The following is a 21,999-nucleotide window of genomic DNA, read 5'->3' as shown; positions in this document are numbered from 1 at the left end:
TTCGAGGGACGTCGAGGGACGGGCTGAGCGGGCTCGGCCGGGCTGTCCTGGAAAGGGCGAGTAGCCGAAGGGAGAGAAACTCCCCTCGGCTACTACTCGGCGCGTCAGAGCGCGATCAGGCTCAGCCGGCGGCCCGGTACGCGGCCCAGCTCTGCTGCATCCGCGTCACCTGACCCGCGGTGAACTGGTACATGCAGGAGTCGTACGTGTAGTCCATGAAGTTGTGGATCGGGTCCGCACCGGCGTCGCGGGCGCAGGTGTCGCGGCCCGTCGGGCACTGGTAGGCGGCACTCTTCTCGGCCGGGGTGTCGGTGACGTAGTCGCCGTTGCCGTTACAGCCCCCCTGGAAGGTGTGGTACAGACCCGCCCAGTGGCCGACTTCGTGGGTCGCCGTGTCGCCCTCGTTGTAGTTGGTCGCCGAACCCCCCGGCAGCGAGGCGTCGAGGATGACGATGCCGTCCATGGACGGGTTGGCCGCGTATTCGCTGGGGAAGGTGGCCCAGCCCAGCAGGCCGCCGCCGAGGTTGGCCGTGTAGATGTTGAGCGCGTCGGCCCCGCCCTTGCGCAGGGCGGACTTCATCGCCTTCTCCGCCGTGGAGCCGTAACCGACGTTGTACCAGGTGGCGTTGTCGGTGTAGTCCGTGCCCGCCAGGGTGAACTGGAAGCCGGAGTCGGTGTTGCCGGTGCCCTGGCCGGCGTACGCGGCGTTCAGCACGTTCATCTGGGCGTTGATGTCGGCCGAGCTGAGCTGTCCGGTGGGTCCGTCGTGGATGACGTGGAAGTACACCGGGATGGTGGCGGAGGCGGCCGTCGCCGACAGGTCGCGGCCGCTCGTGCGCAGCTTGTCCAGCTTCTTCTTCAGATCCGCGTCCATGGCCTGGGCCTTGGCCTCGCTGATCTCGTTCGGCTCCGCGACGTCCTTGCCCGGTGCCGGGCGGGCCTCACGGGCGGCGGTGCCGACGGCGTCGGTGGTGTCGGCGCACTCGGCGGCCGTCGTCCCGGCCGCGGCGATTCCGGTCGGCGCCGAGAGGGAGGTGAGCATCAGGGTTCCGGCCACGACGGCCGTGCCGAGCAGGCGTCTGCCTACAAGGGGGGATATCCGGGCGAGCGCACGCATGTTGACTCCTGGCGGATGCGAGGGAAGGAAGCGCAGGGGGTGGCCATGGCCGGAGATTACGTGGACATGCCGAGTCCGCAGGAGAGTTGATCAAGACCAATCAAAGCGGGGATAAACAGGGGCGATTCAAAGATCACGACCCTTCGCGCCCCGGGATCTGTGACGACGGCGTAACGCCTGGGGCGGCCTGTGCGGGTGGTGTGTCTGGATTCGGGCTGCGACCCGCATCACCCGCCGTGATCGTGGTGATCTCCCCTTAACAGCCATGCGGGCGGGCGAGATGTGGCTTGAACTTGCTCTTGACATCGCGCGGGCGCATGGGTCGCTCTGCTTTGAGCGGCGCCGTCTCGGCGGCGGTCGCCCGCGGTCGCCCGCGGTGAGGTGCGCGACGGGGTCAGCTCAGGCGGGAGTGATTGGCAGATGTGGGCCAGCCCGGAAGGCAGCCACCAGGCGAAACGGAGCCGCCGGTGGCCGGGATCTGCCAATTGCTACTGCTCCAGCAGGGGTTCCTCGACGGCTTTGAGGGCGGTGAGGAGGGCGTGGAGGGATGCCGGGCCGGTGGTGAGGTGGGTGGTGGGGTGGTCGCTTTCGCGGAGGTGTATCGCGGTGGGGGCGGAGGGCGTGGTGGCGAGTTCGACGCACGTGTCACCCGAATCGGCGCCTGAAAAGGACGACTTCTGCCAGTGGAGGGGGCTGCGCACGCTGGTTCCTTTCACAGCTCGTGGGCGATGCGGCTGATGAGGTCTCGGGATTCCGCGGGCGGGAGGGCTGCCATCATCACTCGCTCATAACGCTTTCGGTACTGCCGCAAGCGCGACTCGGCGTCGAAGAACTCGGGGTCATGGCCCGTGTCCGTCTGCACAGTGTCGAGTTGGGGAACGGGGCCGTGCAGATAGAGCATCGAGTACCCGCTCCCGGCGAAGTCCTCGGTGTCGAAAGGTAGGACGCGTACGGTCACGTTGGCCAACTCCGACCGTTCGAGAATCTGCTTCAGCTGGGCCCGAGCCGTGCCGCGGCCACCTACCCGGATGCGGAGAGCTGCTTCGTGGATGACCGCTTCGTACGGCGTCCCGGACGAACCGGCGAGAACCTGCTGGCGCTGAGCGCGGAACGCCACAAAGGCGTCCAGATCCCGCTTGGGCACGTCTGACGACATGTAGCTGAACATGGCCCGCATGTGGTCCTCGGTCTGCAACAGCCCCGGAATGTGGGCGACTTGGAAGGTGCGGAGGCGGGTGGCGTGATGCTCGCACTCCGCGATGTCGAGCCCTTGCGGGGCAACGACTCCCCGGTACTCCTCCCACCATCCCTTACCGCGTTCGTTCGCCATGCTCACCAAGGCATCCACGTACGCCGCGTCGTCACACGCGCAGTGCGCGGCCAAGCGACGAATGCGGTCCTCACTGATGCCGCCGCGGCCAGTCTCCACATGGCTCTGGTGCATGGGGCTCGACCCGAGGAACTCGGCTGCGGCTCGGGCGCTGATCCCCGCCAACTCGCGCATCTTCCGCAGTTCGGCGCCCAGGCGCTGCTGCCGGGCCGTCGGGTTGTTCCTTGGCGGCATGCGCCTCTTCTCCTGGTCGTCCCGCTGAACGAGTATGCCGCGCAAGCATGGCACGGGTCACACGGTCGGGGACCAGTTCCGGGTATAGCTTGCGCCGGGTATAGGTTGCGCCCTACCTTCGGTGACGCAAAAGGCACTCTGGGTCACTGAGGCCAAGCGCTCCCCCCCATACAGGAGTTGATCAGCCATGCCCGAATACACCCTCAGGTGTCCACCGCTGGACACCACTGCCCGTATCGCCCGCGACTTCGTGACCTCCGTCCTGCGTGCCCTGGGGCTGGACGCCCTCGTGGACGATGCCACCCTCTGCACCTCCGAGTTGGTCACCAACTCCTGTGTCCACGCGAAGGGAACGGGCGCCGTCTTACTCCTCACCGCAGAACGCGAGGCCGTCCGCGTCACGGTCTACGACGAGGACCGCACACCCCCCGCCCTCCGCGAGGGCTACGACGGCGAATCGGGGCGCGGGCTCTGGATCGTCGACGCGCTCACGGACGGCCGCTGGGGAACGGAGCTGCCCGCACCGCGCCTCGGGCTCGACAGCAACGAGGGGAAGGGAGTCTGGTTCGAGCTGGGCGAGGGGCCCAACGGCGGGGCGTCCTGAGCTTCACCCGTGCCCGCCCTTGGAACCCGCACCGAGCCGTGCCGCGGGTGGTAGCGGCGAGTGTGTCGGAGAGGTCTGGAACGCCTGGATCACCAGCGCGGCGAAGCGCCGGGAAGCCGCGACGCGGGTGGCCGTCGATGTGGCGTGGATGCCTCTGTGGGCCGTGAGCATGATGATCAGGTCGTCCAGGACGAAGTCGGGGCGCAGGTGGCCGGCGCCCTTGGCGCGGTGGGCCAGCTTGGCGATCGAGTTCAGCGTGTGCGCACGGTCCGCGGCGAAATCCATCGCGTCGGGGAAGGCAGTCATGAAGGCTTCGGTAAAGCCCTGATTGTGTGCGTGCAGTTCGCAGATCCTCTCGATCACACGGCGGAATCCGCGCCACGGATCCGGATCGGTGAGCCCTTCGTCGACGATGGTGTGGCACGCCCGCATCTGGTCCGTGAAAGCCTCGGTGACCAGCATCTGCTTGGTCGGGAAACGGCGGTACAGAGTGGCGGGGCCCACACCGGCCTTCCGGGCGATCTCGCGCATCGGCACGTCAAGGCCCTCGGTGGCGAACAGCGAGCGGGCCGCGTCGACGATGCGTTCACGGTTGTCCAGGGCGTCGGAACGCAGGGTGTGAGGCAAACGGTCGGTCACCGCTCTCACTTTACTTAAGTGGACGCTGGCGTCCGTTAGCGTCCGGAGGTGTGGAAACGCTGCGCGTCCTCGCGTGCGGTCCATCGAGGTTCCTCGAATGACTGGCCGCACCCATGACCAGACCAGGAGATGACATTGAAAGCAGTCGCGATCCAGGCGTTCGGAAGCCCTGAAGGCCTGGCCGTCATCGACCTCCCGGCCCCGATTCCCGCCGACGGGCAGGTGCTGATCGCCACCGAGGCGATCGGAGTCAGCGGTGCCGACGTCCTGATCCGAAGTGGTGCTCTCGCTGCCTATGGCTTCAAGGAGGGACATGTCCCCGGCGGTGAGGTGGCGGGCACGGTGACAGCAGTCGGCGACGGCGTCGACACGTCATGGATTGGCCGGCGGGTGTGGGCATCCACCGGCGGGGGCGGCGGCTACGCGGAACAAGCGATCGCCCCGGTGGAGGAGGTCCTTCCCCTCCCCGCGAACCTCTCCGCCGCCGAGGCGGTGACGCTCGGGAGCTCCGGTGTGGTGGCCCACTTCGGCCTTTCCCATGCCCACTTCGCACCGGGCGAGTCGGTGCTGGTGCGCGGCGCGGCCGGCAGCCTGGGGATCATGACGGTCCAGCTCGCGGCTCGGGCTGGTGCCGCCGCGGTGGCAGTCACGACATCGTCGGTCGAGCGTGGTGATCGCCTGCGAAAGCTCGGCGCGACCCATGTGCTGGACCGCTCCGGTGAAGGAGGAGAAGACGCTCCCACGGGTTACGACGTCATCATCGACATCGTCGCCGGTGTGGACATGCCCTCGTTCTTCGACAAGCTCAACCCGAACGGTCGCATGGTGGCCATCGGCGCGGTAGGAGGACAGCCGCCGGCGGACTTCGGCGCGAACATGATGGCGGCGTTCAAGAAGTCGATGTCGTTTGCCACCTTCAGCGCCGACACCGTGAGCGAACCCGATCGACGTGCGGTGAGGACCGAGCAGTTCGCTGCCGCGAGTCGTGGCGAACTCCAACTGGTGGTGCACGAGCTGCTGCCGTTGGAGCAAGCCGCGCCGGCACACCGGAAGATGGACGCCGGCGAGGTGTTCGGCAGGATCGTGCTGACACCGTGACGTCGATCACTTCGTACCTGTCCTCGGGCCCGCCACCCCGACGTACTCGCCGCCCCACGCAAGGAACGCGCCCGCATCCGTGGTGAGAAGGGCATCCGATGGGGCGGGCGCCCCCTCACAGTCGCAACCTGAACTCGATCGAGTGGGCTCTCGCGTCACTTTCGCCAGAACAGGTGGTGTGTCACGCCGCTCGGGCTGGGCACGACCTCCAGGTGGAATCGGTCGAGCAGTTCATCGGGGGACTCCCAGAGTCGTAGTCCGGACCCGAGCTTTACCGGCGAGACCGCCACATGCATGGTGTCGACGAGGTCAGCAGCAAGGAACTGCCGGATGGTGGTGACCCCGCCGCCTAGTCGGACGTCCTTGCCCTGCGCCGCTTCCCGCGCCCGTTCGAGGACCATGGCCGGGGCGCCGCCAACGAAGTGGAACGTGGTGTCGCAGAGCGTGAACGACGGACGCTCATGGTGGGTCATGACGAACACCGGCGTGCGGAACGGGGGCTTCTCCCCCCACCAGCCGCGCCACTCATGGTCCGGCCAGGGCCCGCGCTGCGGCCCGAACTTGTTGCGGCCCATGATCTCGGCACCGATGTTGCGTGCGAAGTCTCGCGTGAAGTAGTCGTCGAGGCCCCGGCTCCCGCCGGGATCCGTGCGCATGGGCCAGCTTGCCGTGGCCCCGGCCCAGGCGAACAGCTTCTCCGGATGGTCGTGGCCGAACGGCAGTTTGAGACTCTGGTGCTCGCCGGCACCGATTCCGTCACTCGATACGTTGAAGTTCATAACTCGCAGTAGTTGATCCACGTGTCTCCTCGTCAGGTCCTGTCGCGTCATCGTGTGGCGAGGCGCCGCACATCATGACGTCGAACGGGACATGGCCGGATCGACAGCGGCCCACAACTTTTTCCAAGGCACGTAGGAAGCGGCCCCGCCGGCGGTGTGGCCGTGGCGGACGCGGACGGCATCGGGGTGGCCGCGCGACACTCACCTGCGTCGCAACGGACGTCACACAAGCGCCAACCCGGCGAACCGCCCCGGTCAGAGCACTGGCAGGCCCCCGGTCGGGAGCTACATCTTTGGCCTCGCCCGGTGACGTCTGCGCAACTCAGCCAGTCGTTCGCGGGCTGCTTCGCTCTTGGGTGTCGGAGGCGTCGCGTTGGAGGGAAGCGGAAGCGCCGGCGGTGCGACCATGGCCAACTCCGCCGATACCTGCGTGAAAGCTGTCATGTCAGTGCAGGCAAGATAGGTGAGAGCGCCTGGGGCGCGACCTTTGAAGCGCGACGCCTCAAGGTGAAACGAAGCCCAGACCTGGCCTCTCCGTACGGCGACGCTGCTGCGCCCGTAGCGGTCACCGAACTCGATCTCGATCGTGAGCTCACCCCGCTCTGCGCTGGACCACCAGGTGCGCCAGTCCGGGTCGGCATTGATTGATTCGGCTACGGCGCCAGCTGCGTCGAAATATGGTGCGGGGATGTGACCCTCTCCGTGTAGTGCGAGGTTCAGCCAGAGCGCGGGCAGTGCGGCTCGTACGTTGTCGATGGCCTTCGGCCGCCGCTCGCGCTGCGGTTTCTGCCCTTCCTGATCCCTCTGGCTGCGCACTCGCACAGGCTCGGTCACGACACCTCCAGCGGTCGGAACGGACGGCACCGACCATCCAACCGTTCCCACCGCGTGAGCATCCAGGGCTCGCCGACCTCGCAGGGCTCGCCGACCTCACGACGTGTTCGACTGAAAGGCGAGGCACATGTCCACCGCCTACGCGTCATCACCGTCACAGCGATCCTGGCCAACGCGGCAATCGCCGTCGCGGACCTCCTGAACGAGCTGTCGATGGCGGTACCTCAGTAGGACGACGGACCCTCATAGGCCCCGCCCCGCCCCCGGATGCCTCCGCAGCCAGCCCTCCCACGCCGAGGAGATCATGTCCTCCACGCCGTAGCGGGCCTTCCAGCCGAGCTCGTCGGCGGCGCGGTGTGCCGAGGCGACCACGCGGGCGGGGTCGCCGGGGCGGCGCGGGGTGACGGTCGGGGTCACGTCGTGGCCGGTGAGCGCGTTGATGCGTTCGATCATCTCGCGGACCGAGACGCCCTCACCGCGCCCGATGTTGAGGGTCAGGTGCGTACCGCGGGCGGCCTGTAGGCGATGGGCCGTCGCCACGTGGGCCTCGGCCAGGTCCACCACGTGGATGAAGTCCCGGACGCACGTGCCGTCGGGCGTCGGGTAGTCGTTGCCGAAGATCCGCGGCGCCGTGCCCTCGGTCAGCTTCTCGAAGACCATCGGGATGAGGTTGAAGACGCCGACGTCCGCGAGCTCGGGCGAGGCGGCTCCCGCCACGTTGAAGTAGCGGAGTGACGCCGTCGACATGCCCGTCGCCTTGCCCGTGGCCCGTACCAGCCACTCGCCCGCGAGCTTGGTCTCGCCGTACGGGCTCATCGGCACGCACGGCGCCTCCTCGGTCACCAGCGGCTCGTTCCGCGCGTCGGACGGCATCCCGTACACGGCCGCCGAGGAGGAGAAGAGGAAGCACGGCACCCTCGCCTCGGTGACGGCGGAGAGCAGGACGCGCAGCCCTTCGACGTTCTCCCGGTAGTAGTGCAGCGGCTGTTCGACCGACTCGCCGACCTGCTTCTTCGCAGCGAGGTGGATCACGCCGGTGACGGTGTGCCGGGTCAGGGTGCGGTGCAGCAGCTCGCTGTCCAGCGTGGAGCCCTCGACCAGCCGCACCCCCTCGGGCACCCGCTCGGCGATCCCCGTCGACAGGTCGTCGTAGACCACGGTCCGCTCGCCCGCTTCGCGCAGGGCGCGGACGACGTGCGCCCCGATGTAGCCGGCGCCGCCGGTGATCAGCCAGGTCATGGACAGCCGTCCCTTCTCGCATGCTCCTACGGGCCGTGCGCCAGTCTTGTGTCCACCAATTCAGCTACGGGTCGTGCACCAGTGAAGCAGGCGGTTGCTCGGTCACTGATGAAGCAGGCGTTTGGCTCGTCTGCTCATGACATCTGTCAATCCTCGCCAACCGGGCGCGAGCCGCAACGCGAGCGCCCCGGCGTGGGTCGCGTACGGCTGCACGAGGAGCAGCCCGTGGCGCGCGCTCGGTACGGCCGTCCGCCGCAGCAGCCCGCGCCCGGCGAGCGCGTGGGCGGTGGTCTCCCGGCTGGTGCCGTCCCGGAAGCGCAGCCGCAGCCGCAGGTCCCAGGTGCCCGAGCCCAGCTCACCGAGGTCGACCGGCATGGTGGCCAGCCAGCTCTCGGAGTCCGGCTCGGCCGTGAGGGGAACCGTGCGCGCGAGCCCCACCCGGCCGTCGTCCCGGTGCGTGAACTCCACGTCCACCGCCTCGGGCCCGGCCTGCCCCAGCCGCCCGTACAGCTCGTGCAGGCGCAGCCGGAGCAGGGTGTCGCGCGCGCGGGGGCGCAGTTCGGCGTCGACGGCTACGGGCAGCAGGCGCAGGGGGCGTTCGAGGAGGTGGTCCAGCCGCACCTGGGGCAGGTCCGCCGACCACACCGGGGTGCCGTCGGCCGCGCGGGCGTACGGCGGTGTCAGCCGGGCCGGGCGGGCCGCGAGTTCCTTGAGGCGGGGCACGTCGCGCGGCTCGGCGGAGGCCAGGATCACACGCGCCACGACGCGCCCCGGCGCGGGCGCCCGCGCGAAGTCGGCCGCGTCGAAGGTCTTCAGGTACGCGCGCGTGAGGGCCCACCACGCGCGCCGGTACTCGGCCCCGCGCTGGTCGAGTTCGCGTGCGTACATCCGCACCGAGTGTTCGAGGAACCTCGCCCGCGCCGCCCGCGCCAGCCGCTTCTCCCCGGCACCGAGGAGGATGTCGTACGCCAGCCGGTGGGCCTCCGTCCGCGCCCGCCAGTTGTCGATGCCCGCGCGGTCGAGGGAGATGGACAGCCGGGCCGCGGAACGCCGCACGTGCCAGACGTAGACGGTGTCCGGAACGAGCGCCACGCGCGGGGCGGCGGCCAGCACACGCGCGCTGAACACGAAGTCCTCGTACGGGAACCGCCCGTCGGGAAAGCGGATCCGGTGCCGGCGCAGGAAGTCGGTGCGGTAGAGCTTGTTGACGCACAGCGTGTCGTGGACCAGGCGGGTGTGCCGGGACGGGCGGGCGATCACGGCCGGCTGCGCGTACAGCTCGGGCTGCCACGGGGTCTCGCGCCCGGACGGCAGCTCCCGGCGCACGCACAGGCCCGCCGCGACGTCCGCGTCCTGCTCGGCCGCCGCGCGCAGCAGCGCGTCCACCGCACCGGGCGGCAGCACGTCGTCGCTGTCCAGGAACATCACGTACGGGGCTGTCGCGGCCTCGATGCCGTCGTTGCGCGGGGTGCCGCAGCCGCCGCTGTTGACCCGGCGGCGGATCACCCGCAGTCGCGGTTCGGCGGCGGCCAGCCGCTGAAGCAGCTCCGCGCTGCCGTCCGTCGAGCAGTCGTCGACCGCGATCACCTCACGCACGGCCGGGCCCTGCGCGAGCGCCGAGCGGACCGCGCCCGCCACATGGGTGGCGTCGTCGTATCCGATGACGACGACGCTGACCTGCGAGTGGTGAGGGTCCATGGCTCCCACGAGTCGGAATAGTTGATGTTGTTGTCGTTTTCCCGTTTAAGAGGTACTTAGCCTCTTGTGGGGAAGATGGCAGGAATACGGCTCGGGTTCCGTTCCGGGCTGCTGGATTCCGAGTCGTCCTGATGTCGCGGGCCGGCGGCCGTGCCCCGCCACAGCCGTACGAAGGACAGGACCGCCGCGGCCGTCAGCAGGCCATTGCGTACGAGCATCAGCAGGCAGCCCGTCCAGGTGCTGCCGACGACCTCCTGGTAGAGCACGGGATACGTCACCGCGCTGACCGCCGTCGCCGCCACGATCAGCACGGCCACCGCGCGTTGCGTGGTGTGCCGCGAGGTCAGGCACACGGCGGCCAGCCCCAGCAGCCACACCATGTACTGCGGGCTGATCACCCGGCTGGTGACCGTGAAGAGCAGCACGGCGCTCAGCGCGGCGTCGTACGGGGTCGCAGGCGACCAGCGGCGGGCGCGCGTCCGCCACAGCAGCAGGGCGCCGAAGGCGGCGACGGTGAGGGCGAGCGAGAGAGCCGCGACCTCCGCCACGTACGGCCCCACGAACTCCATCGCGCCGTACCGGTACCGCACGTCCCCGTCCCAGCCCGCGCGGCGGGCGAGACCGAGAGCCGTGCCGCCGAGCGACTCGATCTGCACACCGCGGTGGCCCTGCTGGCGTAAGAAGTCGAACGGCGTCCTGAAGAGCACGGCGAGCGTCCCCAGCAGCACCGCCGTGGTGACCGCGGCGGCCGCCCACGCCTCCTTCGTCGTACGGCCCCTCGGTGTGCCGATCAGCGTCAGCGCGGGCCAGACCTTCGCCAGGGCACCCAGCGCGGCGAACGCCCCGCACGCGCGCGTGGAGCGCGAAAACGTCAACAGGGCGATGACGGCGCACGCCGTGACCAGCACGTCGTACCGCACCAGCGGCAGGTACAGCATGACCGGCAGCCCTGCGGTCCACAGCGCGGCCCCGCTCAGGCTGCGCCCGGCGGGGCGCGTTCCCGCGCGCGTGAGGGCGACCGTGACGACGGCGTCCGCGGCGACGGTGAGGGCCACGAAGGCCTGGAAGTACGTCAGCCCCGGCAGCGCCCCGGGCGCGAGCAGCAGCGGTCCGGCGCCCGGTGGGTACTGCCAGAGCGGGTCGCCCTCCGGGTACGCGCCGCCCGAGAGGACGCCGTACCAGCGGGCGTACAGCCGGTACACCTCACCCGCGACACCGCCGCCGCCGAGCAGGGGGTGGTGGTTGTGGGCGAGCAGCCACAGCATCAGGGCGCGGGTGACCGCCCAGGCCGCGGCGAGGGCGAGCAACCGGGGGCGGACTTCGGAGCGGCCGGGCCGCTCGGGTCGCCCGGGTCGGCTGGGTCGCCCGGGTCGGCTGCGGGTTCGGGGCTGGGTTCTCCGGTCCCGGATTCTCCGGGGCTGGGTTCTTCGAGGCTGGATTCGGCGTGTCATCAGACCGGATCGTAAGTCGGTCAAATGCCACATTCATGGCGATACGCCGCCTGTCGCCACCAACAGGTGCGCAAGCCCGCGAGGTCAGGGCTGCGAGGCGCAGCCTGGCGTCTCCTCCAGTGCCGCCCCGTCCAGCGCGGCCGTCAGGCGGTCGAGGCGGGTGTGCAGATCGCGCAGTTCGTCGAGGTCGAAGCTCGTCGCCGCCATGATCCGGCGCGGTACTTCCAGGGCCCGTTCGCGCAGCGCCAGGCCCTCCTCGGTCGGCCGCACCTCCACCGACCGCTCGTCGCGTGCGCTGCGCTCGCGCCGCACCAGACCGGCCGCCTCCAGTCGCTTCAGCAGCGGCGACAGCGTGCCGGAGTCGAGGCGCAGGTGTTCGCCCAGCTTCTTCACGGGCAACTCGCCCCGCTCCCACAGCACCAGCATCACCAGGTACTGCGGGTAGGTGAGGCCGAGGTCCTTGAGGAGGACGCGGTAGACGCCGTTGAAGGCGCGCGAGGCCGCGTGCAGCGAGAAGCAGATCTGTTTGTCGAGGCGCAGGAGGTCCGCGTCGGGGACCGAGGGCGAGACCGAGGCCGGGTCGGTGGCTGAGGTCGGGGTCGGGGTCATGGGTCGAGAGTACCTCCGGTGTGTCATTTAGTTGTGCACAATTGAATTGCGTGCTCTAATCGTGCCGTGCGGGCGGCCGGACCGAGCCGCCGGACATGAACGTCGAGCCGAACGTGAACTCCGAGAGGGATGGTTTTCCCATGGATGCGATCTACACCGCTGTCGCCACCGCCACCCACGGCCGCGAGGGTCGCGCCGTCACCTCCGACGGCAAGATCGACCTCGCGCTGAGCCTGCCGACGGAGCTGGGTGGCGACGGCCAGGGCACGAACCCGGAACAGCTCTTCGCCGCGGGATACGCCGCCTGCTTCGGCAGCGCCCTGGGGCTCATCGGCCGTCAGGCGAAGGTCGACGTCAGCGAGGCCGCGGTGACCGCCGAGGTCGGCATCGGCAAGCAGGGTGAGGGCTTCGCCCTCAAGGTGACGCTGCGCGTGGAGCTGCCGGACTCCGTGGACGAGGCGACCGGCCGCAAGCTCGTCGAGCAGGCCCACCAGGTCTGCCCCTACTCCAACGCCACCCGCGGCAACATCCCGGTCGAACTCGTCATCGAGTAAAGGGCTCGTGGCCGAGTAAGGGGCTCGTGGCCGAGTAAGGGGCTCGCCGTCGAGCAACGGGCTCGCCATCGAGTACTGACTCAGCCCCGTGCCGCCCCCAGCCTCGCCAGCACCTCCCCCGTCCGCCGGTTCCGGTCCACCACCACCGCCTCCTCCGGCACCTTCCGCCACCGCGTGAGGAGTAGCCAGCGCACGTGGTAACGCCGGGCGATGGCGGTGCGCTCGGCGCGGGTGGACGCCGGGTCGAGGTAGGCGCGGACGTCGGCGAGCCGTCGCGCCCGCTCCCGCTCGTCCAGGGCGGGGTCGGGCCAGGCGGGCGCGACCAGGTTCGGCCCGTACCCGGCGATGGCGTGACCGGCGTAGTACCCGTCGGTGATCACCACCTCGCCGGGCCCGATGTGCCGGGCCGCCCATCCGTACCCCGGCCACTGCGGCGGCTGTGCGAACCCCACCGGGTCCAGCGCACGAGGCACCACCGCCCCCGCCTGCGCGAGGAACCCGACGCACACCCCGGCGGCAGCGGCCGCGCCCAGCGCCCGCCTCGCCCACTCCCACGGCCGGGGCGCCGCCAACTCCACGGCCAGCGCGAGCTGCGGGGGCACCGCCGTGAGCCCCAGGATCCTGCCGTACGTGTAGTGGCCGCTCGTCCAGCCGTACGCCACCACCAGGCACTCCAGCGCGAACATCAGCACCAACGGGTCCCGCCCGGCCCGCCACCAGCGCCCGCCGCCCGCCCGCCGCGCACGGGCCCACAGCGCGGGCACCCCGAGCAGGGCCAGCCAGAAGTGGCCGCCCATGTGCTCGTACAGGCGCCGGTGGATGGCGTCCACACCCGTGTTCCCCGGCAGCGCCAGCACGTCGTAGTACGGCCACACCACGGCGACCCCCAGGGCGACCGCCCCGGTCAGTGCCCACCGGCCCACGACCGGGACGCGCCACGAGCGCTGCCACGCCACCACGATCGCGACCGCCCCCGTCAGCGACGCGACCGCGCTGATCGGATGGACCAGCACGATCAGGCCGTACAGGACGCCGAGTCCGGCGTGCCCCCGCCACGAACATGCCCCACGTGGTGCTCCACGCGATGCTCCACGCGCGCGCGTGCCCGTCATCGCCCATGCCCAGAAGGTCAGCCCGATGGCGAACGTCGACGGATAGCCGAGGTTCGTCGTCATCGACATCAGCCCGAGGTAACCGCTCCACAGCACCCGCTCGGTGCCCCACAGCAGCGTCATGAACAGCACGGCGAGGACCGGCGCCCACGGGCGGGGCGTCAGCGTCCGTACGAAGCGGCCGATCCCCGTCAGCAGCACCGCCAGGTTCACCGGAGCGGCGAGCCTCACCGCCTCCCAGCCCGACAGCCCGGTCAGCCGCGCGAGGGCGCCCTGCACGACGGCGTACGGCGAGTAGTACGGGCTGCCCGCGCCCGGCAGGTCCGCCATCGGATGGGCGGGGTGGAGCAGGTCGGCCTTGAGGCGCTCGACGACCGCCGCGTGCTGGCCGGCGTCGCAGCACAGCGGGACCCGCCAGTACGCCAGCGTCATCACCAGCCAGAACAGGCCGCCGAAGACGGCGTACGGGCTGGGGCGCCAGGTATGCCAGGTATGCCAGGTGCGCCAGGTGCGGCCGCCGCGCACGGCCGTGACACCGTGCGCGGGGCGCCGTACGCCGGCAGGGATACCGTTCTGGCCTGGTTGAGCTGTTTGGGGCATTTGCCGTCTATTCCCCTGGGGGTCAACGGCTTAGCCGCGCGTCACCTCATCGGGTGACCGGGTGTCCCGCCCGGACAGACCCGGCGCCGTGACAGCGCCCGCCGCCCGCCCGTCCTTCCCCCGCATCACCCGCTCCAGCAGCAGCGGCAGCCCGATCACCGGCAGCAGCCACGCCAGCACGATCAGCCGGCCGCCCCAGATGGTGATGTTGGGATGCGCCGCATGGGTGAGGAACCCCGTGCCCGCCGCCGCGAACAGGAACCCCGCGAAGGCCGGCCGCTGCCGCACCACCCCCCACGCCCCCGCCACCAGCGCCGTCAGGAACAGCGGCTCCCAGAACTGCCGGCGCAGCCACTCCACCCAGAAGTTGAGCTCCAGGTGCAGGAACTCCGGCCACGGCCGGGCCCGGTCGGGCCTGTTGTAGTGATGGGTGAGCAGGTCCTGGACGCTGTCGGAGCTGGACGGGTAGTGCAGCAGCCCGGCGGCCACGACCGTCGCCAGGGCACCGACGACCGCCACGGACCCGATCAGCAGCCGTGGCCGGTCGAGCTCCCTGCGCCGTACGGCGGTCACCGCGCACGCCGCCGCCAGGCACACCGCGAGGAACATCGCCTGCGAGTGCTTCACCGTGAACAGCAGCACCAACGATCCGCCGACCAGGGCGGCGCCCGCCCGCCCCCTTCCCCCGATCGCCAGCGCGCACCCCCACAGCGCCGCCAGCGTCAGCGCCAGCATCAGCCCCTCCGTCATGGGGCGCATCGCTGTCGTACCGCACGGCAGGACGTAGAAGAGGGCCTGCCCGGTGAGCGCGACCACCAGGGGCGCGCCCAGCGTCCGCAGCACCAGGAACGCCAGGACGCCCCCGGTCACCGCCATGAGCACGCTCACCAGCCAGACGCCCCACGTCACGCCGAACACCGTGATGAACGGCACCAGCAGCAGGGGATACCCGGGCCGCACCTCGAAGATCCGCATGAACCGCTCGTTCGCGAACGGCGCGATGTGCCCGCCCGTCTGCCCGGCCCGCAGCCGCTTGTCCACCTCACGCCACAGCTCCTCCCGGCACTTGTCGGTGACCCGCGCGGTCGGGTCGGGGGCATGGAAGCGAGCCGGGTCGGCGCTCTGGTTCCGCCGCGCGATGGAGGCCCGTCCCGCGCACGTCCAGTCGATGGCGCCGGCCGCGGCCTCGCGCTTGGAGTCGCCCCGCAGATCGAGCGCGTACGACACGTAGTTCTTGCTGTCGGGCGTGTCCCGGCCGGTGACGCCCGCGAGTTGGAGGAGTGCGAAGAGGGCGGCCAGGGCCAGCACCCAGGTGCGCGGTCTCATGCCGACTCCACGGGGGCCTCGGCGGACACGGCGGGCGGCGGCGCGGGCACCGCGGGCACGTCCGGCTCCCCCAGCATCAGCATCCGTACGACCCGCTCGGCCGCCCGCCCGTCGTCGAACTCGCAGAACCGCGCCCGGAACCCCTCGCGCAGCCGCGCCGACTCCTCGTCCTTCCACGCCCCCGATCTCAACAGCCACGCCAACTCCCGGTAGGTATGCGAAACATGGCCGGGCGCGTCGGCCCTGATGTCGAAGTACGCGCCCCGGCTCGCCGTGAACGCGCCCCAGTCGTCCGTGTGGAGCACGATGGGCCGGTCCAGGTTGGCGTAGTCGAACATCAGGGCCGAGTAGTCCGTCACCAGCACGTCGGAGGCGAGCATCACGTCCTCGACGTGCGGCTCGTCCGTCGCGTCGACGACGACGCCCCGCCGGTGCAGCTCGGCCAGACCGAAACCGCGCGCCGGACCGTCCGCGAGCGACGGGTGCAGCCGGACGACCAGGGTGCGGCCCGCGCCCAGGTCAGCGGCGAATCGCGCGAGGTCGAAACGCTCCACGTAGCCGCCGCGCCGGTAGTCACGGCGCGTCGGCGCGTACAGCACCACCGTGTTCCCGTCCGGGATGCCGAGCCGGGCGCGGACCTCGGCACCGCTGTCCGGCTTGGCGTTCACCAGGACGTCGTTGCGCGGGCTGCCGGACCGCAGCGAGCTGAACCGGCACGGGAAGGCGCGGCTCCACACCAGCTCGGAGTGGCGGTTGGCGACCAGGCTGAAGTCCCAGCGGTCGGAGCGGCGCAGCATCTGCGGCACGTCCACTCCGAACCGGGCACCGGGCTTGCCCAGCAGATCGGCCCCCAGATACTTGAGCGGGGTGCCCTGGTGGGTGTGGATGTGGACGGTGCCGGGGCGTTTCACCAGCGTGGTGGGCCAGTTGACGTTGTTGACGAAGTACGTGGCCCGCGCGGTCACCCGGCGGAAGTCCGGTGAGTCCGGGAGGACGTACTCGATGTCCGGCGGCAGCGACGGCACCTGCTCCGGGCGCACCACCCACACCGCGCGGATGTGCGGGGCGAGGTCACGGGCGGCCCGGTGGACGGCGGCCGGATCGCCGAGGACGCCCTGGTGCGAGAACGCCGAGTACACCGCCAGGTTCGGGTCCAGCGACCGGTGCTCGTGCACGAAGGACACCGCCGACCTGACCCGGCCCGCGGCCGCCGCACGCACCGGCTGCCCGCGTTCGCCGAGCGCCCGGACCACGCGGGCCGCCTGCTGCCGCACCCGGTAGCCCGCCCAGCTGCCCTCCAGGACCCGCAGTTCGGCGGGTACGGGACCCGCGACCCGGTACTTCCGGAACAGCTCCGCCGTCCGCCGGAAGAACTCCGCCCTGTCCTCGGGCGGCAGCCGGTCCGGCTTGGCGAGGACGTCCAGACAGTGCTCGCCCATCTTGTGACGCAGATACCCCCGCCAGCCCGCCAGCCGCGGCCGGGAGCCGACAAAGGCGAAGACCCGCTCGTACTGGTCGAGCAGGTCGAAGTGCTTACGGCTGGTGGTGGACAGGATGTTGCCCTGCCGACGCTGCCGGTACGCGACACAGATCCGGTCCAGCAGGGCGATCGAGCCGGCGGTGAGCAGCACCGGGAACGTCCAGGGCGTGTCCTCGTAGTACCCGGGCGGGAAGGCGAAGCCCTCGCGCTCGACGAACTCCCGCCGGTACGCCTTGTTCCACACCACCATCAGCAGTTCCATGACCTCCGGGTACTCGTCGGCGGTGAACGTGTCGCTCCGGCCGGTCAGCAGGTGCGCGAGGCCGTTGCGCCGGGTGCCGCCCCACCAGTACGTGCGCGCGTAGTCGAAGACCAGCACGTCCGGGTCGCCGGTCTCCTCCAGCCGGTCGGCGATCGCGCGCAGCGCGCCCGGGGTGAGCGTGTCGTCGCTGTCGAGGAACAGCAGGAAGTCCCCGGTGGCGTGCGGCATTCCCGCGTTGCGCGCCCGGCCGAGCCCCACGTTCTCCGGCAGGTGCAGCACCCGCACCCGAGGATCGAGGGCCGCGTAGGCGTCGAGGATCTCCCCGCTGCCGTCCGGCGAGCAGTCGTCGACCGCGATCACCTCCAGATCGGTGTACGACTGCCGCAGCACCGAGTCGAGGCACTCGCGCAGGAAGCCCCGCACGTTGTGGACGGGGACGATGACACTGAAGCGGGGCACTGCCGTGGGCTCCTTACGAGGCGGTCGGGCACGTCCGTGCGGGGGCGGGAGCGGGGACGCGCCGCCCGAGCGGGACCACGGGCGGAATCGACTCGGGCGGCTGGCCGAGCAGCACCCGGCGCACCACCCGCTCCGCGGCCAGCCCGTCGTCGAACTGGCAGAACCGCTCCCGGAACACGGCCCGCAGCGCGGCGGCCTCCGCGTCCGCGTAACGGCCGTCACGGAAGAGACACGCCAGCTCCTCGGGCGTCCGCGCCACCGGGCCGGGCGGCGTCTCCATGAGGTCGAAGCAGACGCCCCGCGTCTCCCGGTAGACCTCCCAGTCGTCCGCGTACACGACGATCGGCCGGTCCAGGTTGGCGTAGTCGAACATGATCGACGAGTAGTCCGTGACCAGCGCGTCGGCCGCGAGACAGACGTCCTCGGACGAGGGGTGGTGCGTGACGTCGAGGATGCGGCCGACGCTCCTCGCGGGCCCGCCCCGGTCGTAGAAGTAGTGGGCGCGCAGGAGGACGACGAACCGGTCGCCGACCGCCTCGCAGAACGCCTCCAGGTCGAGCCCGGAGTCGAACCCGGTCGCGTGGTCGCGGTGGGTGGGCGCGTACAGCAGCGCCACCTTGCCCTCGGGGACGCCCAGCTCGCGCCGGACCCGGGCCACGTCCTCGGCCGTCGCCGTGTAGTAGACGTCGTTGCGCGGATAGCCGTACTCCAGCTGCTCGTACGCCCCCGGGAAGGCCCGCTCCCACACCTCCGTGGAGTGCCGGTTGGCGGAGAGGTTGTAGTCCCAGCGGTCCACACGGGCCAGGAGCTTGGTGAAGCTGCCGGTCGTGGCGGCCACCACCTGGTACGTGGACTGGTCGACGCCCATCGTCTTGAGCGGCGTGCCGTGCTGGGTCTGGAGGTGCACACTGCCGGGGCGTTTGACGACGGCGTCCGCGAAGTTGGCGTTGTTCACCAGGTACTTGGCGCGGGCGAGCACCTCCCAGTAGCGCGGGCTGCCCATGACGGCGTACTCGATGTCGCCGGGATACTTCGGCAGCGCGTCCACCACGTCGGGCTCGACCAGGAACACCGAACGCAGATGCGGGGCGAGTTCCCGGGCCTTGGCGTGGATCGCGGCCGGATTGCAGGTGTAGCCGCGGCCCCAGTACGCGCAGTACACCGCGAGGTTCTCGTCGAGCGGGCGGCGCAGGTGCGCGGCGTACAGCGCACGGGTGCGCAGGCGCCGGGCACGCGGCAGCCGTCGTACGGCCTTCTCGGCGGCCTGGTTGGTGGCGCGCAGCGTGTGGAACACGGTGTACGCGCCCGCCGCGAGCAGCCGGTGCTGCGCCCCGAGGCTGCCCGCAGGGGGACGGAACCCGGCCGGGCGATGGCGCCGGTGGAGCCGGGCCGCCCGGCTGAAGAAGGCACGGCGCCGGTCCGCGGGCAGCAGCTCGGGGCGCGCCGCCGTCCGCAGCACGGCCGCGAAGAGCTGCTCGAACAGCGCCTGGGACAGCCCGCGCTCGGCGACCGCCCGTGACAGCACCAGCTCCACCTGGTCGAGCAGGTCGAGCTGGTGCTCACCCGGCGCGTTCAGCCGGCTGCCCTGCCGGCGCACCAGATGCCGTACGCACACCGAACGCAGCTCGGCCGTCTTCTCGGCGGTGAGCGCGACCAGCCCGCTCCAGCCGACGTCCGTGAAGTGACCGGAGGGGAAGGCCAGCTGCTGCTCGCCGACGAACGCCCGCCGGTACGCCGCGCTCCAGGCCGGGACCTGAGCCCCCTTCAGCCGGGGCGTGGTCGGCTCGCCGTCCCACCAGGGCACCCGCTCGTGGTCGAAGTACAGGACGTCGGGTTCGCCGGACGACGACAGCCGGGCATCCAGCGCCGCCAGCGCGCCCGGCGCCAGCGTGTCGTCGCCGTCGAGGAACAGCAGGTAGGTGCCGCAGGCCGCCGCCATGCCCGCGTTCCGCGCTCCGCTCAGCCCGGCCGACGGCGGCGAGTCGACCGGGGCGACGCGGCAGTCCCGCTCGGCGTACGCGGCGGTCACCGTGGCCGCCGGGGCGTCGGGGGCGCCCTGGACCGGGATCAGCTCGAAGTCGCCGAAGGACTGGGTGAGGACCGAGTCCAGGGCCAGGTACAGCCGCCCCTCGACGCCATGCGTGGGGACGATGATGCTGAGGCGGGGCATTCTGTCCTCCCTGTCAGAGGGTGTCGGGGACGCGGACCCTGCCGCCGGGGGACGGCACCCTGATGAGGGCACTCGGAACAGGCCCTGGGGACCGCGTGTGGCGGGCCGCCGCCGACGGCACCGGGTGGCGCTCGGCGAGGGACGCGAAGGGCGGCAGGCCGTCGCTCTCGCCCAGCACGACCCGCCGTACGACCCGCTCGGCGGCACGCCCGTCGTCATACGGGCAGAACCGCTCCCGGAACGCGGCCCGCAGCTGGGTGGAGCGGGAACCGCGCCAGTGGCCGGTCGTGAAGATGTCGATCAGCTCGTCCTCGCTGCGCGCGATCGCACCCGGCGGGGAGGAGCGCAGGTCGAAGTAGGTGCCACGGGCCGCCTCGTACGCCGCCCAGTCGTCGTCGGCGGCGTGGATCACGATGGGCCGGTCCAGGCACGCGTAGTCGAACATCAGGGACGAGTAGTCGGTGACCAGCACGTCCGAGGCCAGGCACAGACGCTCGACGTTCGGGTGGCCGGTCACGTCGAGGAGCCGCCCGCCGGGCGACTCGACCAGCGGGGCACCGTCCGCGTGGTGGGCGCGGGCCAGCAGCACGAAGCGGGGGCCGAGGCGGCGCAGCACGCGGTCCAGATCGAGAGTCGGGCAGGGCCCGCTCCTGTAGTCGCGGTGCGTGGGCGCGTACAGGACGGCGATCGCGCCCTCGGGGATGCCGAGCGAGGCGCGCAGCCGGTCCACGTCCTCCGAGGTGGCGCGCTGGAACACGTCGTTACGGGGCTGGCCGTACTCCAGCGTCTCGTACCCGGCGGGGAAGACCCGCTGCCAGACCAGCGTGGAGTGGCGGTTGCCGGACAGCACGTAGGTCCACTGGTCGGCGCCGCGCAGCTGCCGGGCGAAGTCGGTGCGGCCGGCGGCGGCCGGGCGGTCCCGGAGGTCGAGCCCCATGCGTTTGAGCGGGGTGCCGGCCTGCGTCTGCACCAGGACCTGGCCCCCGCGCCGGACCAGCCGTGGGTCGATGTCCGTGTTGGCGACCAGGTACTTGGAGCGGGCCAGGGCCGTCCAGTACGCGAGCGAGCCGGGCGTCACCCGGCGGGTCGCTGTCGGGAGCGTGTGGTGATGCTCGGGGCGGGCCACCCACGCGGTGCGCATCCCGGGGGAGAGGGTGCGGAACGCGTCCTCCAGCGCGGCCGGGTTGCACTCGTAGCCGCGTCCCTGCCGGGAGGAGAACAGCGCGCGGTCCTCGTGCAGGGGCAGCAGACGCTGGACGCGGTAGTGGACGCGGAGCGCCGCTCGCCGGCCGCCGTCTGCCAGCAGGGAGACGAACCGGCCCGTGTGCCGCAGCCCCCGCACCGCCGCCGACAGCACCTGGTACGTGCGGTGGCTGCCCAGCCGGACGAGCGCGTGGCGCACACGACTTGGACGCACCGGCCCGCCGGGCGCACGGTAGCGCGCGTAGTGGGCGCGGGCCCGGCGGAGGAACTCGGCGCGGGTGCCGAGCGGCAGCCGGCCGCGCCGGGCGTACAGGGACCCGAGGTGGTCGACCATGCGGCTGAACAGCGCCGGGCGCCAGTGGGCCAGCGCGGGACGGGAGTCGACGTGGGCGAAGAGCCGGTCGTACTGCGCGAAGACGTCGAAGTGGCGGCGGCTCGTCGTGCGGGTGATGCTGCCGAGGCGCCGCCGGCGGTAGTGGACGCAGACCCGGTCGAGGGTGGCGATCGACCCGGCGGCCATCAGGACCGGATAGGTCCAGGGCACGTCCTCGTAGCAGCCCGGAGGGAACGTGAAGCCCTCGCGGTGGAGGAACTCGCGCCGGTACGCCTTGTTCCACGCCACCGGCATGATCGTCAGCAGCCCGGGGCGGTCGTCGAGACGGAAGGGGGCCGGGCCCTCCTCGGTGAGCTGGAAGGTGTGCTCCTCGCGGCGGGTCTCGCCGGACCACAGGGCGCGCGCGTGGCCGTAGACGAGGACGTCGGGGTCGCCGGTCTCCTTGACGCGGTCGGCGATCGCCTGGAGGGCACCCGGGGTGAGGGTGTCGTCGCCGTCCAGGAAGAGCACATAGTCGCCGGTGGCGCGGTCCAGCCCGGCGTTGCGGGCGGGACCGGGGCCCTCGTTCCGGGGCAGGTGGACGGGCCGTACGCGCCGGTCACGGGCCGCGAACTCGTCGGCGATCGCGCCGCACGTGTCGGGGGAGCCGTCGTCGACGACGATCAGTTCGAGGCCGGGGAAGGACTGGGACAGCACGGATTCCAGGCATGCGTGCAGGTAGGCCTGAACCTCGTAAGCGGGGACGATGACACTGAACCTGGGCACGGGGGACATCCATGGGTCGGCGCGGGCATACTGCCCGGCAACGCCCCAGGGGGCGATCGGGTTACGCCAGGTGTGTCATACGGGGGAAGCGGGAGGAACCGA

The 21,999-nt window shown here is 71.2% G+C and carries 18 protein-coding genes; 3 read left to right on the top strand and 15 right to left on the bottom strand.

Annotated features, from left to right (window positions below; all coding sequences use genetic code 11):
* Positions 1-121: 121 nt before the first annotated feature.
* The 3 genes from IE262_RS33615 to IE262_RS33605 all read right to left on the bottom strand — a co-directional run bounded on the left by IE262_RS33615 (position 122) and on the right by IE262_RS33605 (position 2,681).
* Complete coding sequence (locus IE262_RS33615) at positions 122-1,117, bottom strand: zinc metalloprotease (RefSeq protein WP_189879057.1); 996 nt, start codon at positions 1,115-1,117, stop codon at positions 122-124.
* 488 nt (positions 1,118-1,605) lie between these two features.
* The gene (locus IE262_RS33610; protein ID WP_189879055.1) at positions 1,606-1,818 is read right to left on the bottom strand and encodes a DUF397 domain-containing protein; all 213 of its coding nucleotides are present in this window, start codon (positions 1,816-1,818) and stop codon (positions 1,606-1,608) included.
* Positions 1,819-1,829: 11 nt separating this feature from the next.
* The gene (locus IE262_RS33605; protein WP_189879052.1) at positions 1,830-2,681 is read right to left on the bottom strand and encodes a helix-turn-helix domain-containing protein; all 852 of its coding nucleotides are present in this window, start codon (positions 2,679-2,681) and stop codon (positions 1,830-1,832) included.
* Positions 2,682-2,868: 187 nt separating this feature from the next.
* Here IE262_RS33605 and IE262_RS33600 point away from each other — a divergent pair, with 187 nt between their 5' ends.
* Entirely contained in the window at positions 2,869-3,285 is a 417-nt protein-coding gene (locus tag IE262_RS33600; protein WP_189879050.1) for an ATP-binding protein, read from the top strand.
* A gap of 3 nt (positions 3,286-3,288) precedes the next feature.
* Here the strand turns inward: IE262_RS33600 and IE262_RS33595 are convergent, their stop codons facing one another.
* On the bottom strand, positions 3,289-3,924 hold the full coding sequence (locus IE262_RS33595) for a TetR/AcrR family transcriptional regulator (RefSeq protein WP_189879089.1): 636 nt from the start codon (positions 3,922-3,924) through the stop codon (positions 3,289-3,291).
* A gap of 135 nt (positions 3,925-4,059) precedes the next feature.
* Here IE262_RS33595 and IE262_RS33590 point away from each other — a divergent pair, with 135 nt between their 5' ends.
* Positions 4,060-5,022: a zinc-dependent alcohol dehydrogenase family protein gene (locus tag IE262_RS33590; RefSeq protein WP_189879088.1), complete on the top strand. Its 963-nt coding sequence runs from the start codon at positions 4,060-4,062 to the stop codon at positions 5,020-5,022.
* A 155-nt stretch (positions 5,023-5,177) separates the two neighbouring features.
* Here IE262_RS33590 and IE262_RS33585 read toward each other — a convergent pair whose 3' ends face one another.
* From IE262_RS33585 to IE262_RS33560, 6 genes are all read right to left on the bottom strand, one after another.
* The gene (locus IE262_RS33585; RefSeq protein ID WP_189879048.1) at positions 5,178-5,822 is read right to left on the bottom strand and encodes a dihydrofolate reductase family protein; all 645 of its coding nucleotides are present in this window, start codon (positions 5,820-5,822) and stop codon (positions 5,178-5,180) included.
* A 264-nt stretch (positions 5,823-6,086) separates the two neighbouring features.
* A complete protein-coding gene (locus tag IE262_RS33580; protein WP_189879046.1) occupies positions 6,087-6,635 on the bottom strand; it encodes a hypothetical protein in 549 nt (182 codons plus the stop codon).
* Positions 6,636-6,878: 243 nt separating this feature from the next.
* Positions 6,879-7,874, bottom strand: a complete 996-nt coding sequence (galE, locus tag IE262_RS33575; protein ID WP_134035237.1) for a UDP-glucose 4-epimerase GalE — start codon at positions 7,872-7,874, stop codon at positions 6,879-6,881.
* A 102-nt stretch (positions 7,875-7,976) separates the two neighbouring features.
* Positions 7,977-9,572 (bottom strand): glycosyltransferase family 2 protein, encoded by a 1,596-nt coding sequence (locus IE262_RS33570; RefSeq protein ID WP_189879044.1) that lies wholly within the window; start codon positions 9,570-9,572, stop codon positions 7,977-7,979.
* Between the two features lie 56 nt (positions 9,573-9,628).
* Positions 9,629-10,837 (bottom strand): glycosyltransferase 87 family protein, encoded by a 1,209-nt coding sequence (locus tag IE262_RS33565; protein WP_229877755.1) that lies wholly within the window; start codon positions 10,835-10,837, stop codon positions 9,629-9,631.
* A 270-nt stretch (positions 10,838-11,107) separates the two neighbouring features.
* A complete protein-coding gene (locus IE262_RS33560) occupies positions 11,108-11,632 on the bottom strand; it encodes a MarR family winged helix-turn-helix transcriptional regulator (protein ID WP_189879040.1) in 525 nt (174 codons plus the stop codon).
* A gap of 140 nt (positions 11,633-11,772) precedes the next feature.
* Here IE262_RS33560 and IE262_RS33555 point away from each other — a divergent pair, with 140 nt between their 5' ends.
* A complete protein-coding gene (locus IE262_RS33555; protein WP_134035249.1) occupies positions 11,773-12,186 on the top strand; it encodes an organic hydroperoxide resistance protein in 414 nt (137 codons plus the stop codon).
* A gap of 80 nt (positions 12,187-12,266) precedes the next feature.
* Here IE262_RS33555 and IE262_RS33550 read toward each other — a convergent pair whose 3' ends face one another.
* The 5 genes from IE262_RS33550 to IE262_RS33530 are packed head-to-tail and all read right to left on the bottom strand — an operon-like array spanning position 12,267 to position 21,897.
* Positions 12,267-13,898 carry a hypothetical protein gene (locus IE262_RS33550; protein WP_189879038.1) on the bottom strand — a complete coding sequence of 544 codons (1,632 nt, stop codon included), beginning with the start codon at positions 13,896-13,898 and terminating at the stop codon, positions 12,267-12,269.
* A 30-nt stretch (positions 13,899-13,928) separates the two neighbouring features.
* Positions 13,929-15,224, bottom strand: a complete 1,296-nt coding sequence (locus tag IE262_RS33545; protein WP_229877751.1) for a glycosyltransferase family protein — start codon at positions 15,222-15,224, stop codon at positions 13,929-13,931.
* Positions 15,221-17,425 carry a bifunctional glycosyltransferase/CDP-glycerol:glycerophosphate glycerophosphotransferase gene (locus IE262_RS33540; RefSeq protein ID WP_189879036.1) on the bottom strand — a complete coding sequence of 735 codons (2,205 nt, stop codon included), beginning with the start codon at positions 17,423-17,425 and terminating at the stop codon, positions 15,221-15,223. The genes IE262_RS33545 and IE262_RS33540 overlap by 4 nt, the downstream gene beginning before the upstream one ends.
* Positions 17,426-17,438: 13 nt before the next feature.
* A complete protein-coding gene (locus tag IE262_RS33535) occupies positions 17,439-19,595 on the bottom strand; it encodes a bifunctional glycosyltransferase/CDP-glycerol:glycerophosphate glycerophosphotransferase (protein ID WP_189879034.1) in 2,157 nt (718 codons plus the stop codon).
* A gap of 13 nt (positions 19,596-19,608) precedes the next feature.
* A complete protein-coding gene (locus IE262_RS33530) occupies positions 19,609-21,897 on the bottom strand; it encodes a bifunctional glycosyltransferase/CDP-glycerol:glycerophosphate glycerophosphotransferase (RefSeq protein WP_189879032.1) in 2,289 nt (762 codons plus the stop codon).
* Between the last annotated feature and the right edge of the window lie 102 nt (positions 21,898-21,999).

The sequence above is a fragment of the Streptomyces bluensis genome (genome assembly GCF_014650715.1).
In the GTDB taxonomy this organism is placed as follows: Bacteria; Actinomycetota; Actinomycetes; order Streptomycetales; family Streptomycetaceae; genus Streptomyces; species Streptomyces bluensis.
This window is presented reverse-complemented; position numbering and strand designations above follow the sequence as displayed.